Below are 19,170 nucleotides of genomic sequence, written 5' to 3'. Positions count from 1 at the left end.
GTGCTTTTTTATTGCTTTTCTTTACTATTTTACTTCAACAGTTGCTCCAACTTCTGAAAGTTTTGCTTTCATGGATTCTGCTTCTTCTTTAGATACATTTTCTTTAACCGGCTTTGGTGCGCCATCTACTAATTCTTTAGCTTCTTTTAAGCCTAAGCCTGTTAATTCTCTTACAACTTTGATAACTTTAATCTTTTCAGCTCCGGCACTGGCAAGAACAACAGTAAATTCAGTCTGTTCTTCAGCTGCAGGTGCTGCTGCACCAACTACCGGACCAGCTGCTACAGCTACAGGAGCTGCTGCAGATACGCCGAATTCTTCTTCTAAAGCTTTTACCAATTCTGATAATTCTAATACTGTTAACACCTTAACATCTTCAATTAATTTTGTAACTTTTTCACTTGCCATTTTAAATTACCTCCGACTTTTTTTAATTAATAGTTAATAATTAATAGTGAATAGTATTATCGCTCTATCCTCTGATGAGCACTGATTCACTATGATTTTTTACTTGGTTAATAGCTAACAATTAATAGCATTGTACACACACTTTAAGTGGACCGGTCACTATTCATTATTTACTATTCGTTATTCACTGCCTTACTCGCCTGCTGCTTTCTTTTCTGCGATCGCATTCAACGCAACTGCAAGACCTCTTAAATTACCGTTAAGAACATTTACGAAGCCGGATATCGGAGCATTGAATCCTCCCAATACCTTTGCAATAAGTACTTCCTTAGGCGGCAATTCAGCTAATGCTTTAACCCCATTAACGTCAATAACTTTTCCGTCAACAAAACCGGCTTTGATTTCCAGCTTATCGTTCTTCTTCGCGAACTCGCTTAATACCTTCGCAGCTGCGACCGGATCTTCATAGGTTAATGCTAATGAAGTAGGCCCATGTAAGAACGGATCTAAAGCTTCATAACCGGTTTCGTTAGCAGCAAATCTTGTTAAAGTGTTTTTTACAACTTTATATTCAACACCTGCTTTTCTCAGCTCATTTCTAAGGTCTGTATCCTGTTCTACAGTCAATCCCCTATAGTCAACCAAAACACCGGAACTAGCACTTTTTAACTTCTCAACCAGTTGTTGAACGGCTTCCTTTTTTTGCTCAAGAATTTTTTCACTTGGCATCCCAACACCTCCCGTCGATCAAATGTACAATGGACAATGTACAATGGACAATGATTTTGCTTCAACTCACTACTGTATTCATAACTGCATGTGATTGTACATCTCCAGGAAATATAAAAAGGTTCTCTATCCGTAGATATAGAGAACCTTTAAAATATCTTATTAACGTCCAGACATAAGTCTTTCTGTGAATCTCAACATTTATATATGTCCTCGGTAGGATGATCAACTATTAAGCTTACGCACCTACTGTCTACGGATTGAATATTCAATTTATGCTTATTTAATATAGCATTAATTTATAAGTCTGTCAACCCCAAAAACTATCCATTTACTGTAAACCAAAAACATTGTCCATTGTACATTGTACAATGTCCATTATTCTTTATTCGGATACTCTTGTCGGATTGATTTTTATTCCCGGTCCCATGGTAGAAGCTACTACTACACTTCTCAGGTATTGTCCTTTTGCAGCAGAAGGTTTTGCCTTTACGATCGCTTCCATTAAAGTGTGGAAGTTATCGGAAAGCTTTTCCTGACCAAAAGAAACTTTTCCGATAGGACAGTGGATAATATTTGTTTTATCCAATCTATATTCAATCTTACCAGCTTTGATATCTTTAATCGCTTTCGCTACGTCCATTGTAACGGTTCCTGCTTTAGGGTTAGGCATCAAACCTTTTGGACCAAGGACTCTACCTAATCTACCTACTACACCCATCATATCCGGAGTAGCAACAACAACATCAAATTCAAACCAGTTTTCACCTTGAATCTTTGTAACGAGGTCTTCAGCACCTACAAAATCAGCACCATTTTCCTCAGCTTCTTTCGCTTTGTCTCCTTTAGCGAATACAAGCACTCTTACAGTTTTACCTGTTCCATGAGGTAAAACAACAGCACCTCTAACCTGTTGATCCGCATGCCTTGAGTCTACACCCAATTTAATATGCGCTTCTACAGTTTCATCAAATTTTGCCTTTGATACCTGTGGTATTATGCTCAAAGCTTCTGCAGGATCATACAGTTTAGCTTTATCTACAAGCTTTGCGCTTTCTAAATATTTCTTTCCTTTTTTCACTACAAATATCCTCCTTCTGTGGTTAATACGGAATATTATTCCTCCCACTTACATAAAATGTACAATGTACAATGCACAATGTACAATGACTAAGACTATTAGTCTTCAACTACGATGCCCATGCTTCTTGCTGTTCCGGCAATCATGCTCATAGCAGCTTCTACACTTGCTGCATTTAAGTCAGGCATTTTTTGCTCAGCAATCTGTCTGAGAGCGTCTTTGGTAATCTTAGCAACTTTCGTCTTATTCGGCACACCGGATCCGCTTTCAATTTTACATGCTTTTTTAAGTAAAACCGCAGCCGGCGGAGTTTTAGTAATAAACGTAAAGGATCTGTCCTGATATACACTGATAACAACAGGAATAATCAGTCCTGTGTCCTTAGCAGTTTTTTCGTTAAACTCCTTACAAAATGCCATAATGTTTACCCCATGCTGACCAAGAGCCGGACCAACCGGCGGCGCTGGTGTTGCTTTACCTGCAGGTATTTGTAATTTAATAAAACCTGTAACTTTCTTTGCCATTGTTTGCACCTCCTTATAACACAATGTGGTATGGCGGGCTATACACCCTCCCACTTACAGTAGCATTGCTACCGAAAACCGGGAGCAAATTTCGGAGTATTCCTCCTCATCCTCCCATGTATATTATTAGTAATGGACAATGTACAATGGACAATGTACAATATACAATTACTAAAAATATCTAAAAAAACAAACACTTTATAATAATTTCACAAAGATAGAGAACAAACTATACTATGCACGAACTAGTATTGTACATTGTACATTGTACATTCAACTAAATCAGTGTAGTCCTTCAATCTGATCAAATTCCAATTCAACCGGAGTTTCACGCCCAAACATGGATACCGAAACTCTGATTTTTTTCTTCTCAAGATTTATCTCTTCTATAACTCCAATAAAATTCTCAAGAGGCCCGGAAATGACTTTAACGCTTTCTCCAACTTCATATTCAAAGGTTGGAAGACCCACTTCAACACCCATGGCTTTTACTTCCTCTTCTGACAGAGGCACAGGTTTGGAACCAGGGCCTACAAATCCGGTTACACCACGTGTATTCCGAACTACGTACCAGGTTTCATCTGTCATTATCATATTAATCAATACATATCCGGGAAAAACTTTTTTCATTACAGCCTTCTTCTTGTTGTCCTTTGTTTCAATCACTTCTTCCATCGGCACTTGAACTTCAAGAATCTGATCGCCTAATCCGCGGTTTTCTACAAGTTTTTCAATATTCGCCTTTACCTTGTTTTCGTATCCGGAATATGTGTGAACAACATACCATTTTGCATTATCTGTCATAAGCCTAAGAAGCTAGATGAGCTTCCATTCCTCCTTCTTATCTATTTAAGAGATAGTTTAAAGCCTCTCCAAAAATAACATCGAGAGTCCAAATAACAACACCTACTACAATGATAGACAGAATAACAACAAGTGTATTATTTCTAACTTGGCTCCATGTTGGCCATGTAACTTTTTTCATTTCCGCTCTAACTTCTCTAAAGTACTTCATCATTCTGGAGAAGGAAATATTCTTTTTTGATTGCTTTGCAACTTCAGCCATCGTATCTTCACTTCCTCTTTATTTGTTGATACTCTTCCTCATAAGTAAACTATCCAGATAGTCCTATAAATAGTATTGACAAATCTTCAAGTGTTTTACACTTAAATAATGAGGAAATACTATTTTGTTTCTTTATGAGCAGTATGTTTTCTACAGAATCTGCAGTACTTGTTCATTTCAAGTCTATCAGGGTCGTTCTTCTTATTCTTCATGGTGTTATAATTTCTTTGTTTGCACTCACTACAAGCTAACGTAACTCTTACTCTCATGCTGGCACCTCCTAAAAATCTTGTTAGTTCACAGTTCACAGTTCACAGCTCACGGTTCACAGTATTAATATTCTTTAGAACCACGCCCCGCTTCTGGACTGGATTAGGTCTTTACATATATTTGTTAAATTATTAAAAATAATAATTACATTATAGTTAGTAATTAATTGTTAAAAATATTTGCGCATAAAAAAAAGACCTATGGAAAGCAATAATCAATATATCATATTTATCTTATTTCGTCAAGTTTTTTATGCAATTAAAAATTACAAGGTAAATTATTGACTTCTAAAGAAGAACACTAAATAAAAAGTTGAATATATTATAATAATTCCCCTAACCCTTGTTAAAACTATTATTAGTTTTTGCATTGCAAAGAAACGATAAGGAGTGGAACAAGACATGTATGTATATGAGAAAATCACAGTAGTGCCAAAATTGCCTGAAAGAATTAACCGCTTAAATGATTTGGCATATAACCTCTGGTGGTCATGGAATACGTATGTATTGGAAGTTTTTAAATCCATAGATCCTAAGCTTTGGGTAGAATGTGAAGAAAATCCGGTATTATTCCTTCAGCAGGTAAGCAGTAAAAAACTGATAGACGCGTCAAATGCTAAGGAGTATCTTCAAAAATATGATGGTTTTTTAAATGAATTTGACACTTATATGAATTCTCACGATACGTGGTTCGATAAAAATTATTCTAATATGAAAGACCATAAAATTGCATATTTTTCTGCTGAATACGGACTTCACGAAATTCTTCCGATATATTCCGGCGGTCTGGGTGTACTTTCAGGTGATCACTGTAAGTCTGCAAGCGATTTAGGATTGCCCTTTGTGGGCATAGGTCTTCTCTACAAACAAGGATATTTTAAGCAGCATATTAACCGTGAAGGATGGCAGGAAGCTCAATTTTCAAGATATAATTTATCCCAAATGCCGGTTCAACCAACTAAATCCCAAGATGGAAACGATATTATTATATCTGTAGATTTTCCCGGAAGGATTGTGTATGCGAAAATATGGGAAATTCATGTCGGTCGCATTAAAATACACTTACTGGATACCGACATCTCTAACAATAATTCGGAAGATCGCTATATCACTTCCGCACTTTACGGTGGAGATCAGGAAATGCGAATCTCTCAGGAAATATTGCTTGGGGTGGGTGGAATAAAGATGTTGGATGCCTTAGGCATTCAAGCGGCAGTTTATCACTTAAATGAAGGACATTCTGCGTTTTGTACTTTGGAAATCATGCGCAAACTTATCCAAAATGAAGGATTATCGTTCCATGATGCCAAGGAAGTCTCCGCCGCTGCTACCGTTTTCACTACCCATACGCCTGTTCCTGCCGGAAGCGACAGATTTCCTCTTTATTTGATTGATAAATATTTTGGCAATCTGTGGACAGCTTTAAATATTAGCCGTCAGCAATTTTTAGAACTAGGCATAGATAATGGCGCAGATGCTTCAGATGTGTTTAATATGACTGTTTTAGCGCTTAAGATGACGGGACAAAGGAATGGCGTAAGCAAATTGCATGGTATGGTATCCAGAAATATCTTCAACAGTGTGTGGAAGAATGTTCCTGAAGAAGAAGTTCCTATAGGATCTGTTACAAACGGCATTCATACCGCTACATGGCTGAATGATTCGCTTAAAGGGCTATATAACAAGTATCTGGGACCTGACTGGATATACAATATACCGGATACGTTTATGTGGAACAATATTCGTAATATTCCTGATGAGGAGTTATGGAATACACATATAACCAACAAACAAAACATGATAAATTTTGTAAGAGAAAGACTTAAGAAACAAGAAATGAGAAATGGAGCCCCTCATGAAAAAATTGAAGAAATCAATAACATGCTGGATGCAAACGCACTCACCATTGGTTTTGCCAGAAGATTTGCGACATATAAAAGAGCCACTTTGATTTTCAGGAATATGACACGGCTGCAAAAAATTATTAATAATGCCGCGATGCCGATGCAAATTATCTTTGCAGGTAAAGCACACCCGGCGGACCATCCCGGCCAAGAACTCATTAAAAACATTCATGATTTGGCACATCAGGAAGGGTTTAAAGGAAAAGTGGTTCTGGTTGAAAACTATGATATGAAGCTGGCCGGCCACCTCATCTCCGGTGTCGATATTTGGCTTAATAATCCTAGAAGACCCCTTGAGGCCAGCGGTACAAGCGGTCAGAAAGCCGCACTAAACGGTGTGATTAATTTCAGTGTACTGGACGGTTGGTGGGTTGAAGGCTATAACCATCATAATGGCTGGGTCATTGGCGATGAGAATTACTACACTGATGTAGAACATCAGGATAATATAGATTCACAGTCACTATACACGACACTGGAAGAGCAAATTATTCCAATGTACTATCAAAGAAACCAAAAAGGACTTCCCAGCGGATGGATTCAGATGATGAAAGAGTCCGTCCGAACATGTGCACCGGTGTTCAGCACTGCAAGAATGGTTCAGGATTATACCAATGAATACTATGCTCCGGCAATACGAAAAAATGAAGAAATCAGTAAAGACCATTACGCACTTGCCCGGCAGCTGACACAATGGAAATCACAAATACAAAACCAGTGGAATCAGATTAAGATTATTCCTGATAGAAAACTAAACTATCATTCGGAACATAAAATATTTGCCGGACGTCCGATTGAACTCAGCACAACGGTACATCTTGGAAATATCGACCCTGATAACGTTAGGGTTGAGGTATACTACGGAAAGATCGGCAGAGACGGGTTGATCGAGCAGCCGGAAATAGGAATTATGGAACTTCAGGGTGATAAAGGAAACAATATCTATCATTACAGAGGGTCCATACACATGGATACCGGCGGAGAATATGGGTATACGTTCAGAATTCTTCCATATCATTCCGAGCTGGTAAGCGAATATGATGTAGGATTGATTAAATGGGTGGACCACAACGAGCAAACGCTACACTAATTTTTAGTGAATAATTAATAGTGAATAGTGAATAGTGAATAGTGAATAGTGAATAATTGGTGGGTAGTATGAGTGTACAATGGAGCGTTTGCTCAATGTACAATGGACTATCTGGTGAATGTACAATGGACATTGGACAATGGACAATGATGGTATGCGAACATTGATATTCATTTGAAGTATGATGTGTGTTTTAGTGTGAGATGTTTTTTATTACAGCGAAAAAGTCATTCAGGGTTAGAGCAATAACCTTGAATGACTCTTTATATTTTACAACAAATGAATTCTGTATTTCGGGCAACCATTTTTTATACGTCATGCTACTTGTCCAATATCTTTAATAAAGTTCATGCTATATAAGTTGAATTAAACATTTGAATCGGAACGGCACAGGGGCCGTTCCCTACATAGAACACCAAATTCCATTCATACATGATTTTCAATTCGTAGGGAACGCCCCCCGTGGCGTTCCGTTGACTTGCAATATCCAATTATTTAATTCAACTTATATAGCACTCAAAAGGAATGTGACCCATCAAGTATGCTCCATTCTTTTGTAGTGGCAGGCCTTGTGTCTGCCATCGCCAATCATCTACATATTTCTGGCAGACACAAGGCCTGCCACTACATGTACCTATCAAATTTAATATTTTTTTCAATAGAGTCACGTTCTCCCGAGACATGTCATTGTCCATTGTACATTGTCCATTGATTTCGTCCATTGTCCATTATTTTTCTATTCAGTGATTAAAAACATCTAACAATCCCACTTTCTCAATCTTTTGTTGAATCGCCTGCGGGTCGGTGGTATAAAGATCTCTTTGCTTCATCCGTTCAAAGTAGACTGATCCTGAGAAGGTGTATTTTTTTGTGAGGCCTTCTTCGGTTTGCATTTCTTTTTTTACGTAGGCAATGGCGTCTCCTACTGCTGTTTCAACAGGTAGCTCCATTCGTTGTTGTCCCAATGCATAACGCACCGCATTGTAACCTGCCAATACTCCGGTACAAATCGCCTCGGTGTGTCCTACCAGCAGTCCGGCTTTTTCCCCGGCGCAGAATAAATTATCCGCCCCTTCTACCTTTAGACTGTTGTCCCTCGGTGCCATTCCGATATACCTCATGGAGTTTCCTAACCCCCCCGCATACGGATCCGCATATCTGGCCCTTTCAAATCCCGGTATGCTTCTGAGCCGATCCAATGGAATATAGGGCGACATGAGCTTTGCATGCCCTGTATCCAGTAAGATAATGTTGGCAGCATACTCTTGCAAAGCATATTGCTGACAGGCTTTTTTAGATAGAGTGTCTTGCGGACACAGATGCTCTGGAATAGCTACCATCACGACTCCCTTTTCATTTAGTTCCTGTACTATTTCGTCTGATAAAGATTCTTTGTATAGCTTGCATGACCCACTCATCGCTCCGAACGATCCATCTTTCTTGGTTCCGATGATTTCTTTTACACCTGCCGCGTCAGTTAGACTGATACGGCCGCCAAAGCTTGGGCATCGTATAATACACATCGCGCACCCGTTCCCGTATTTGACGCAATTGTGAATCGGACCTGCCGTACCTGTGGTATCTATGAACACATCTCCTTCAAATGTATCTTCTTTATTAGTGGTTACGGTTATAATCTTTCTATTTTTCATGTGGGCAAGCCCCACTCTGCTGTTATAATGAATTTTTACCCCATATTTCATCAGCATGATTATAACCGCACCCTCGATCCTGCTCACATCATATAGGCTTGCATGCTTATGTCCGGGAAATGTGATACCTGTATGCCTTGAAGTGTTATCACAAACTTTAAACAGTTCTCCGCCGCCCATTGCAATCATTTCTTCAGTTGCTGTAAATCTTCCGTTATTTCTCATGATTCCGCCCACCAAACCGGTACCCAAAATCATATCTGTTCTTTCAAGCAGTACAACATCGGCTCCACCTTTAGCCGCCTGCAGTGCTGCGGCACATCCTGCCCACCCGGCACCGATGACAATTACTCTATCCATTCCAAACTCACTCCTTACGTCAAAAAATATCCATGTATATTTTGTCGTATAAATCAGCATATTGATATTAAATATACTTCTATGGTTCTTTATCTATAAGTATATCCAAATACGGTTATTTTAGTGGAATGAACATTGTTTAAATTATTTTACTCAATGTTAATAAATTAACATTGACAACTATATCGTAATATTGTAATATATAAATATAAAGATATACTATCAAAAGGAGTGACGGTTATGAAAGTTTTAATTGTAGGCGGCGTTGCCGGCGGCGCAAGTGCTGCAGCACGTCTAAGACGTATCGATGAAAAGTGTGAGATTGTATTATTTGAGAGAGGAGAGCATATCTCGTTTGCAAACTGCGGCCTCCCTTATTACATTGGAGAAGTCATCAAAGAAAAAGAGAAGCTTTTGGTACAAACGCCTGAGGGAATGAAGCAAAGGTTCAATATCGATGTTAGGGTATTCAGCGAAGTTACAGCAATAGATACACAAAAGAAGCAAGTAGAGGTATATGATTCAAAGAATAATAAAACTTATACCGAAAAATACGATAAATTGATTCTTTCACCGGGTGCTGCACCCATCAAACCAAATATTGAAGGCATTAACGCGGAAAATGTGTTTACATTAAGAAATATTCCCGATACTTATGCCATCAAGGATTTTGTTGATAACAAAAAACCTAAGAGAGCTGTTGTTGTCGGTGGTGGCTTTATAGGGCTTGAAATTGCCGAGAACCTTCATGAAAGAGGTATCGCGGTAACGGTAGTGGAATTGGCCAACCAGGTCATCGGGCCTATTGATTACGAGATGGCGGCGCTTGTGCATGCTCATCTGAAAGAAAAAGGTGTGGAATTTTACCTTGAAGACGGTGTGGACGCAATGTCACATCAGTCCAAATACTCTACTGTAAAACTCAACAGCGGTAAAGAGATCAAGACCGATATGGTCGTATTGGGTATTGGCGTACGTCCTGAAGTAGCACTGGCAAAAAAAGCAGGACTTACTCTTGGTGAACGCGGCGGTATCCGGGTAGATAAGACTTTAAAAACTTCCGATCCGGATATTTACGCCGTAGGAGATGCCATCGAAGTTGCAGATTATATGAATGGCAATGCTGCGCTGATTCCTCTTGCAGGGCCTGCGAACAAACAGGGTAGAATCGCAGCCAACAATATTTGCGGTATCTCTGAGGAATATGAAGGTACACAAGGTACCTCCGTCCTTAAGGTATTTGATATGACGGTTGCTTCAACAGGGAATAATGAAAAGGTACTGAAAAGATTTAATATTCCTTATGAGAAATCTTTTACCCACTCAGCTTCCCATGCGGGATATTATCCTAATGCTATGCCTATATCACTTAAATTACTATTTTCTCCTAAAGACGGCAAGGTCTTGGGCGCACAGGCTGTAGGCTATGATGGTGTGGAAAAACGTATTGATGTCATTGCGACCGCTATTCGTGCCGGCATGACAGTATATGATTTGGAAAAGCTGGAGCTTTCTTACGCACCTCCATTTTCGTCTGCCAAAGACCCTGTAAACATGGCCGGTTACGCAGCTTCCAATATCTTGAAAAATGATGTTTCAATCATTCACTGGCATGAAATCGCCGCTTTGGATACTGCAACATCCATGCTGGTAGACGTTAGAACACCACTGGAGTTCGCGATGGGTACCATTGAAGGTGCAGTGAATATTCCCGTGGACCAGCTTAGGGAAAGATTAAGTGAAATTCCGAAGAACAAGGAAATTATTATTTTCTGTCAGGTAGGCCTTAGAGGATATCTTGCATGCAGAATTCTTACCCAGAACGGTTATAGCAATGTAAAGAATCTTAGCGGCGGATACAAGACTTATTTTCCTGCTATACAAAAACAAGGAAACCATGACATCTATGATTATGAAAAAATTGATAATGCCGACTTAATTCATGCGTCCGACCCAAGCCCTGAAAACTGCGATTCCGTGGCGGATATTCATTTGGATGCCTGCGGCCTGCAATGTCCCGGCCCTATTATGCAGGTAAACAACTCATTGGCTTCCATGAACGTAGGCCAGGTATTGGAAGTCAGCGCAACAGATCCCGCTTTCGGAACCGATATTAAGACATGGTGTGAACGGACCGGACATCAGTTGATTAAGGTAACCAAAGAGGATAAGAATATTAAAGCGTATATTAAAAAAAAAAGAATTGATGAAGTAAATAATCCGGCAATCAGCTCAGGAAATGATAAAACGATGGTCGTATTCAGCGGAGACCTTGATAAAGCCATTGCTTCTTTTATCATTGCAAATGGTGCGGCAGCGATGGGCAGAAAAGTTACGATGTTTTTCACTTTTTGGGGATTGAATATATTGAGAAAACATAATAAAATAAATGTCAGAAAGAACATCCTTGAGTCCATGTTCGGGATGATGATGCCAAGGGGCTCAAAAAAGCTCACATTGTCCAAGATGAATATGGGCGGCATGGGCGGTAAAATGATAAGATACATTATGAATAAGAAAAATGTATCCTCCCTTGAAGATCTCATTGATCACGCAAAAGCCCAGGGAATCAGAATCGTGGCATGCAGTATGTCCATGGATGTGATGGGGATTAAAGAAGAAGAACTGATTGATGGTATTGAAATCGGCGGCGTAGCTTCTTACCTTGGTGCGGCAGAATCCGCAGATACGAATTTGTTTATATAAGTGGAATATAGATGTAGAGCGACCTTGTCCATCCAAGCATGGCGAAAATGGCTTCAATAGTACAGGGTGTAAATGTAGGGGCAGGCCTTGTGTCTGCCCTCATACAAATGTTATATATCGGGCAGACACAAGGCCTGCCCCTACTATAATAAGTTTAGTTGTGCCTATAGGCTGATCAAATCTGATTGTGAAAGTTGGATATATGATGGAAATTAGTAAAGATTATAACGGCAAAAGTGAAATACTGAAAGCGCTTGCTCATCCGGTTAGGCTGTGCATTGTGAAAGGATTGATCGAAAACCAATGCAATGTCACTAAAATGCAGGAATGCCTTAACCTTCCCCAATCTACCATATCCCAGCATCTTGGAAAGTTGAAGGCAGCCGGAATCATCGAGGGGGAACGCAATGGGTTGGAAATCTGCTATAAAGTAATCAATGAAGATGTGCGAAAGATCATGAAGGTACTATTTGAATAATAGTATCTTTATTTTTTTATGCATTTATAGGATAAAACTTTAAAAATAAGAGAAAGATTATATGTGTAAAAAAATATTTAAAGTCGAAAGGAGTACGATTTATGCCTTGGAAAACCGGGAAAATAAGATTTGCAGATGGTACAACCTACGATGCCGATTTATTAATCGAAAAAGGAAATGAAGTTTGGAATGTAAAAATCCACAAAGGAGACAACATGGTGGAAGAAGTTGATGCTCATAGATTTGCCTCAAAATTTGGCAAAACGCCGGAGCAGGTATATCCTTTCTCTTATGACGTACAATAAAAATTTTTGCCTTGACGGACAACTGCTGTGGGGGAGGTTATTGACCGTTTGTGAATACCGCTGACTACCTATGCGGGCGGTCAAAGGCCGCCCCTACAGTCATACTTATCAGTTTTCCCCTTTCATACTTGCTCTGCATATAGGAATCCGCAGTATAAAAAGAATATGATTGCAATCAGTTGAAAATGCATGTCGATGTCTATCATAGAATGAATAAATATTGTGATTACAATGACTGCGGAATAACTATCTTTTCTTTTGTTTTTATGATATTTTACTGCAACAGATATTATAAAAAGAAATAAAAACATAGCCCCAACCAATCCTACATCTGTCAGTACCTGAAGATAATAATTATGTACATACTTCACATAATCACCCGCGTACTTTTCGCATAGTACCGCCCACCCCATAGCACCGGAACCAAACAGCCGGTAATCTTGCACCAGACGCAAAGCCCCTTTATAATACGCTGTTCTCGCAGTCCATTCTGTAGCATTGAAACTGATATTTGATAATCGTGTTACGATGGTATTGTGAAGAAAAGAAGCCGCTGCAAAACCGCCTGCAGCAAGCAGCCGAATGGCGGTAGAATAATAATAAAAAGAAAAAATTTCAGGCAGCATGCATACGACTGCTCCAATGAACAATACCAACACAAAACTTTTTTGTCCCGTTAATGAGGCCAGAAAGACTGAAGCTGCAACTGCTACCATCAGCAGATATATATACCTTATTTTATTTATCCTCTCTGCCAGTTGACGCGATAATAATAGATAAACGTTAAATACGGCAAATATTATCCACATTCCCCGCGAATAAGTCAAAATCAGTCCACAGGTAAGGACATATATACACAGGTTGATGATGTTTGCTTTCCATTTCCCGCTTTCTTTTCTCTTCATAGCTTTTATGCATAATACAATCCCTATCATCAAATATACGGCGGTAACATTCGCATACTGAAACGTCGACTGCATTCTTTCCCCATAAAGCGTCCCATCCATTAAGAGAATCCCTGAAAGGTTTAATAGTCCGATGAAGCTTGTTGAAACACCGGAAATAATGACCGCTTTATCTACCTGCTCCTGGTGTATCTTATCATAGAGCCACCCAATGACAAATGCCGGTAAATACGCAAGTATTCTTAAAGCTTCATTAGCTGCGCCGCTGCTATTGGCGCCATAGAAAACAGAGAGTACATTGATACCCCAAAAAATAAAAAGAGCAACCACCGCAGCATTTACAGGCAGTCTTCTCCCTTGTTTAAGTATGATATATAGTGTATATATCAAAATGAAGATATTGGCGATTATATACTGATGAAAAAAATACAATCCCTGAAAAAAAACCGCAGTAATAAAAAATAGCATGACTGCGGCCGCTTCAATATTTATTTTGTTATGTTTATCCTGAGTCGTTAACATATGTTTTCCCACGCTAATCAAGTATTTGTTCAGTCGTGAAGCACGGGACGATTCGAGAATACTGAAAAAGTGCTTATCGTTCGAAAATCTGACACGGGGACAGGGCCGCAGTCCGGCCAAAACCCAAGCCTGACAGCAGACCAGTCCCCATGTCCGATTTTCTCTTCGTGCTGAATTGGACTTTTTCAGCGATCTCGGACGGTCCTTATTTGTTACTGCGCCTTGATATAGATATCTTTTTGCACGTCCGACTGTTTTGGCTGTGTTGCTGTATTCGCAGATTCGGTCTTTGGCGTTGTTGGAGTTATAATCCTTGTCTCTTTCGGAAGGCTTTTTAGCTCATCCGCAATCATTTTAGAATACTCTTCACTGGCTTTTATATCATTGATTTGTGCCTCTTTTTTTTCTAACTGTGCCTTCAGTTCTTCTATTTGTTCATCTTTTATGCTCAACTCATTTTTCATCTGCTCAATGACCTGCGCCTGCTCATTAATGGTATTCTTTTCACTTCTATTTATCTTCCGATCGGCAGAGATCTTATTGTAGGATATATAAAATGATAGAAAAAATATAATACCCAGTATCCCAATACAAGTTGTAATCAGAATAATAAGCTTTGAAGGATTTATATTGTAAGCTTTGGTTGTCTTTGTCGGATAAGTATATTCATTCATAGTCATTTCCCCTTCATACATTAAAATAAACTATAAACATCATTATAACATGATATTTGAGTTTTTGTTACACAAATTTGATTTTTTTCCATTTTTATGCTTTTTCTATTGTTACCTTGCTGCCTTGTCCGCAGGATGTGGGCGGTTCAACCACCAAGCGGCGGCAGATCCTGTTACGAAGTTCCGGTACGTGGCTGATTAATCCGATGACACGTTTTGTAGTGCTCAGCCGTTCCAATGAATCAATAACCGTATCGAGCAAATTACCATCCAACGTTCCAAAACCTTCATCCAAAAAGAAAAACTCCAGCGGACTCTGTCCTTTCAGTTGAATTTGTGAAGATAAGGCCAGTGCCAAGGCTAACGATGTCAGAAAAACTTCTCCTCCCGATAAGGACGTAATCATTCGATGCACACCGCCATTTGCATTGTCTCGGATCACGAACCCGTTTTCGGTATCCAGTTCAAGCGCATACTTATATTTGGTCAATAATCCCAAAGTTTCGGAAGCCTCACCGGCGATATATCTCAACCTCTCTTCAGAAATAAATTCAATGAAGCTATTTCCTTTTAACAACCTTTGGATCTGCTCCGAATTTTCTTTCTTTTTATTCAAGTCTTGGAGCTGTACATTTAATTCAACCCATCGATCAAAGTTTTTCTTGATGTGATTATAAATGCTTTTTTTATTTTCATAAAGAGAAATGCTCTGTTCTTTCTCTTCCTTTTTAGAAGCATACAGGGTATTGATTTGCTCCCATGCATCGCTGCTTAAGCTGCGTCCATTCAATCTTTCGTCCAATATGTTCTTACTCATCTGAAGCTGCTTGCAGATTTTCTCATATTGTTCGATCTCATCATTCAAAACCTGCTGACGTTCTTTTGAAAGTATGCAGCTCTCTACTTCCCCGATACTCGCGAATCCGTTTTGCTGCAATAATGTATTCATTCTCCCAGTCTCTTCATTAACCTTTGCAGTAAAAATTTGCTGTTGATTCTCCAATGTGCTTTTTTGCCCGGCAGTTTGCTGATACTTGTTCTTCAATATTGTTAATTGCTGCGCCAATTCTTGCCTGTGCTGTTGGAGGAATGTGACCGCCGTATTCACCTCTTCAAGTTCTTTGCCGATCTCTTTTCCTTCTGTGATTTCACCCAGTTTTGCTTCTTTTTGTGTTTTATGTTCCCGTAAATTCCGGCCTTCTATTTCTATTTCGTTGTATTGAATGTCTAACTGCTGTCTCTGCTGTACCAGTTGACTTATTTCTTTGCGTATGCTGTCCAGTTTTTTTTCATGCTGCTCCATGCCGCTGCGCAGTGTCTCAATCATTCTGTCGTTTTTCTCAATATTTTCAAGCTGGATACTAAAACTCCTGATATTGAGGCTTTCCAGCAGTTCAGGAAGTCCATGATGCAATTCATCATATTCCGTCTGCTTTCCGTCTAACTCCAATGTCATTTGCCCCAACTGCTGCTGCAAAATTTTTACCTGTTCAGAAAGCTTAATCCACTGATTCTCAGCCTGCCGGAAATTCTTTTCCTCTTTTACCAATTCAGCTTCCGCCTGCTTTAACTGTTCTTCTACATTGGTATACTCAAGAGACTCTTTTTCTTGTATCTGCCCGACATGATATAAAGAACCGCAGACCGGACAAGGACTTCCTTCTTTCAGATTTTGCGCCAGCTGGAAGGCCGCATTTTTAAAATAGTTTTCTTTCACGCTTTGCACTTTTTTTCTGTGCTCCTCCACCAAAGACTGATTAATATCTTTGCTTCGCTGTACTTCTTCACATTTTCTTATTTGATTTTCAATTTGCAGCTTTATTTGGCCTATTTTTGAATCAATCTCTTCCAGCCCGGCTTTCTTCACTTTTAAAGTTTGTTCACGCCGGCTTCCTTCCTGCATCTTCTTTCGATAATCCACGTCTGTCTTCAGGTCCTCTATCTGCTGCTTTGCGTTCATCACGCCGTCCGTCACTTGTTCTTCCTCTTTTGTCTTCTCCCTTATTTCTTTTTCGGCGATATCCTTTTGTTTCTTGCAGCTTTGATATTTTTTACGAAGCTCATTTAATTTTTGCTCAATGCCCACCAGCTCTTGCTGTATTTCCATTGCGGTATTAAGCTTTGCTCTCCGTTCTATAAACATAGGGATTTCTTTTTCTGCTTTTTCTACTGCTTGGTCATACTCGACTTGCAGATGGCTTAACCGGTTTTCTAATTCGGGCAGCATTTTCTCCACCGCTTTTAACTGTTCTTCCGTTTTTGTCAAATTGGCGGCGGTTGCTTTATATATTTCTATTGTATCATGCAAATGGTCGGCTTTAACAGCTTTTTGATACATTTCTTTTTTTCCATTTATGACCTCTGACTTAGACAGGTGTGCCTGTTCCTTTTTCTCAATCTCATTTTTTTGCAGGGTCAGCTCCCAAATTTCTTTGTTGTTATTGAACTCTATTTCCGCAAGTTTAAGCGCTTGGTCTGCCTTCTCTTTACCTTCCCAAGCTTCTTTCATCTGTCCTTCCGCTTGTATAAGTGCCTTTTCAGAAGCATCTCCCAATGAGGACATCGCTCCTTCTACATGGTAAAGCCGGTTTTTTATGGATGATAATTTCCTATTTACCTTATCGGACAATTTACGACCGTATTCTTCAAGATAAAAAATGCGCTCCATCATATCTCTCTTTTTGGATTTATCCAGAAAAAGAAATTCTTGAAACTTATTTTGCGGAAGCACCACCGAACGGGTGAAATCATCACAATCAAGACCCAACAGATCAACAACCTTTGCTGTTACCTCCCTTTCCTTATCCGCAATGGTAATCTCTTGGTTGACATCAATCAGCCTGGAAGTCTTTGATTCCACGTAGTTATCTGAATTCTTTTTTCTTTTGTAGGTTCTATCCACTCGGTATGTTTTTCCACTATTGTCTTTTAACAAGTCAAAAGTAAACGATACCTTCAGACTATTTACAGCGGTATTCATGATCCCCTGCGTACCTCGGCCGGCACGCTGCACATTCCCATATAGCGCCAACGTAATGGCGTCCAGTATTGTAGACTTACCGCTTCCGGTAGGGCCGAAAATACCGAACAAACCTGTTTCACCTAATTTATCAAAATCGATACGCTGTACCTCTTTAAAGCTCTGCAACCCTTCTATTTCAAGAAATCTTGGTCTCAATACCGTCACCTCCACTGTATTTCCCCGGGAGTGAGGAGCTTGGAGCAGATAATATCCCTGTGTCAGTACTTGTATCCTGCTCATCCTCTGCAGATTCTTCATCATTTAATATATCCAGGAATGTATTGATCAGTTCTTCTGAAATTTCCGTTCCCGTTTTATAATGGTAATATTCTTTAAATAATTCATCAATTTTTTTTGTTTCACGGTCCTGGAATGTTTCTATCTCACGGTCTTCCGATATAATCACCGGGCGGATATTCATAATGCCGGAATTTTGTTCTCTCAGCTCTTTTTGTTCTTCGGAGGTAATAATCCTGTCGGTATGAATTTCAAGGTCTATCCACGCATTTTTATCCTTACCTTCTTTGCACCAAGCCATGGCTTGTTCGATTCCTTGTTCTGCAATCCATCTGACCAGAGGTTTCCCGCTATTTAAAAAGATTTCCTTTATATCCGCTTCGTTCCCCGGAACAGCATCGACCACAAATACTGCTTTGGCCTGTCCGGCTTCCGAAAAACTGTAAGCAAGGGGTGAACCTGAATAGACTGTCGGTGCAGGCGCACTTTTGATCCTCTGTGGCCTGTGCAAATGCCCCAATGCGATATACTGCGCATTGGTCGGCAGCTTTTGAGTATTTACCGTCATTGCTCCCCCCACCTGAAGTGTCCGCTCTGAGTCACATTCTTTCCCTCCGTTTAAGAACAGGTGGCTCACGATTAAATTGACCGTATCCTGCCTGAATTTTTCACTGAGCTGTGTCAATACATCTGTAATCTTATCTGAATAAGCTTTCTGCTGTTTTTCTTCATCTGTTTCATGGCATAATACCTGCTCTAATCGGGATTCCGAAGGATACGGAAGTGCGATGATTACCGCATGATGCGCACAATTTCCGGTTTTAAGCTCCAACCATCCGCTTCCTGAATCGACCACTTTAATATTGTTCCCTATGGTGGGGTACTCACCGGCATCACTATTGGGGTAGCCCAGTATGATGACGCCATTTTTATATGCCAGCGGGCTGGCGGCACAAAGTCTTTCGGGACTATCATGGTTTCCGGCTATGACAATAACAGCCCGTCTTCCCTTATCGGATAAACGGTCTACAGCATCGTAAAAAAGTTCTTCGGCTGCTGCCGATGGTGTATATGTATCAAAGATGTCACCGGCAATCAAGACAATATCAATGGATTCCTGTTCACATATATCACATAGCTCATCAATGAATTCCCGTTGTTCTTCAATTCTGCTGATATTTTCAAGATGTTTGCCAAGGTGCCAATCGGAAGTGTGGAGTATTCTCATCATCATCACG

General features: G+C 39.7%; 16 protein-coding genes and 1 other annotated feature. Of the genes, 4 read left to right on the top strand and 12 right to left on the bottom strand.

Annotated features, from left to right (window positions below):
- Positions 1–24: 24 nt before the first annotated feature.
- The 7 genes from rplL to rpmG all read right to left on the bottom strand — a co-directional run bounded on the left by rplL (position 25) and on the right by rpmG (position 4,077).
- On the bottom strand, positions 25–408 hold the full coding sequence (gene rplL / locus QKW49_RS16705; RefSeq protein ID WP_282863802.1) for a 50S ribosomal protein L7/L12: 384 nt from the start codon (positions 406–408) through the stop codon (positions 25–27).
- A gap of 192 nt (positions 409–600) precedes the next feature.
- Complete coding sequence (gene rplJ, locus QKW49_RS16700; protein WP_282863801.1) at positions 601–1,137, bottom strand: 50S ribosomal protein L10; 537 nt, start codon at positions 1,135–1,137, stop codon at positions 601–603.
- A gap of 105 nt (positions 1,138–1,242) precedes the next feature.
- Positions 1,243–1,414: a sequence feature (ribosomal protein L10 leader region), on the bottom strand.
- Positions 1,415–1,522: 108 nt separating this feature from the next.
- Positions 1,523–2,218, bottom strand: a complete 696-nt coding sequence (gene rplA, locus QKW49_RS16695; RefSeq protein WP_282863800.1) for a 50S ribosomal protein L1 — start codon at positions 2,216–2,218, stop codon at positions 1,523–1,525.
- A gap of 98 nt (positions 2,219–2,316) precedes the next feature.
- Positions 2,317–2,742, bottom strand: coding sequence for a 50S ribosomal protein L11 (gene rplK / locus QKW49_RS16690; protein WP_282863799.1), 426 nt, complete (start codon positions 2,740–2,742; stop codon positions 2,317–2,319).
- A 282-nt stretch (positions 2,743–3,024) separates the two neighbouring features.
- Entirely contained in the window at positions 3,025–3,546 is a 522-nt protein-coding gene (nusG, locus tag QKW49_RS16685; protein ID WP_282863798.1) for a transcription termination/antitermination protein NusG, read from the bottom strand.
- Between the two features lie 37 nt (positions 3,547–3,583).
- Complete coding sequence (gene secE, locus QKW49_RS16680; RefSeq protein WP_282863797.1) at positions 3,584–3,808, bottom strand: preprotein translocase subunit SecE; 225 nt, start codon at positions 3,806–3,808, stop codon at positions 3,584–3,586.
- A gap of 119 nt (positions 3,809–3,927) precedes the next feature.
- On the bottom strand, positions 3,928–4,077 hold the full coding sequence (gene rpmG, locus QKW49_RS16675; RefSeq protein ID WP_282863796.1) for a 50S ribosomal protein L33: 150 nt from the start codon (positions 4,075–4,077) through the stop codon (positions 3,928–3,930).
- 402 nt (positions 4,078–4,479) lie between these two features.
- On the opposite strand from rpmG, the gene glgP reads away from it, so the two are divergent.
- Positions 4,480–7,071, top strand: a complete 2,592-nt coding sequence (gene glgP, locus QKW49_RS16670; protein WP_282863795.1) for an alpha-glucan family phosphorylase — start codon at positions 4,480–4,482, stop codon at positions 7,069–7,071.
- Positions 7,072–7,811: 740 nt separating this feature from the next.
- Here the strand turns inward: glgP and QKW49_RS16665 are convergent.
- Positions 7,812–9,083, bottom strand: a complete 1,272-nt coding sequence (locus tag QKW49_RS16665) for an FAD-dependent oxidoreductase (protein WP_282863794.1) — start codon at positions 9,081–9,083, stop codon at positions 7,812–7,814.
- Between the two features lie 240 nt (positions 9,084–9,323).
- On the opposite strand from QKW49_RS16665, the gene QKW49_RS16660 reads away from it, so the two are divergent.
- The 3 genes from QKW49_RS16660 (at position 9,324) to QKW49_RS16650 (ending at position 12,572) form a co-directional block, all read left to right on the top strand.
- Entirely contained in the window at positions 9,324–11,789 is a 2,466-nt protein-coding gene (locus QKW49_RS16660) for a CoA-disulfide reductase (protein ID WP_282863793.1), read from the top strand.
- Between the two features lie 202 nt (positions 11,790–11,991).
- Positions 11,992–12,267 (top strand): metalloregulator ArsR/SmtB family transcription factor, encoded by a 276-nt coding sequence (locus tag QKW49_RS16655; RefSeq protein ID WP_282863792.1) that lies wholly within the window; start codon positions 11,992–11,994, stop codon positions 12,265–12,267.
- A 101-nt stretch (positions 12,268–12,368) separates the two neighbouring features.
- Positions 12,369–12,572 (top strand): hypothetical protein, encoded by a 204-nt coding sequence (locus QKW49_RS16650; protein ID WP_282863791.1) that lies wholly within the window; start codon positions 12,369–12,371, stop codon positions 12,570–12,572.
- A 122-nt stretch (positions 12,573–12,694) separates the two neighbouring features.
- On the opposite strand, the gene QKW49_RS16645 is transcribed toward QKW49_RS16650, so the two are convergent.
- The 4 genes from QKW49_RS16645 to QKW49_RS16630 all read right to left on the bottom strand — a co-directional run bounded on the left by QKW49_RS16645 (position 12,695) and on the right by QKW49_RS16630 (position 19,163).
- Positions 12,695–13,999 (bottom strand): O-antigen ligase family protein, encoded by a 1,305-nt coding sequence (locus QKW49_RS16645; protein WP_282863790.1) that lies wholly within the window; start codon positions 13,997–13,999, stop codon positions 12,695–12,697.
- 212 nt (positions 14,000–14,211) lie between these two features.
- Positions 14,212–14,673 (bottom strand): hypothetical protein, encoded by a 462-nt coding sequence (locus QKW49_RS16640; protein WP_282863789.1) that lies wholly within the window; start codon positions 14,671–14,673, stop codon positions 14,212–14,214.
- 94 nt (positions 14,674–14,767) lie between these two features.
- Entirely contained in the window at positions 14,768–17,851 is a 3,084-nt protein-coding gene (locus QKW49_RS16635; RefSeq protein ID WP_282863788.1) for an SMC family ATPase, read from the bottom strand.
- Positions 17,832–19,163 (bottom strand): exonuclease SbcCD subunit D C-terminal domain-containing protein, encoded by a 1,332-nt coding sequence (locus QKW49_RS16630; protein WP_282863787.1) that lies wholly within the window; start codon positions 19,161–19,163, stop codon positions 17,832–17,834. Before QKW49_RS16630 ends, QKW49_RS16635 begins: the two co-directional genes overlap by 20 nt.
- Positions 19,164–19,170: the final 7 nt, after the last annotated feature.

This window comes from Petroclostridium sp. X23, assembly GCF_030013905.1.
Lineage (GTDB): Bacteria > Bacillota > Clostridia > SK-Y3 > SK-Y3 > X23.
This window is presented reverse-complemented; position numbering and strand designations above follow the sequence as displayed.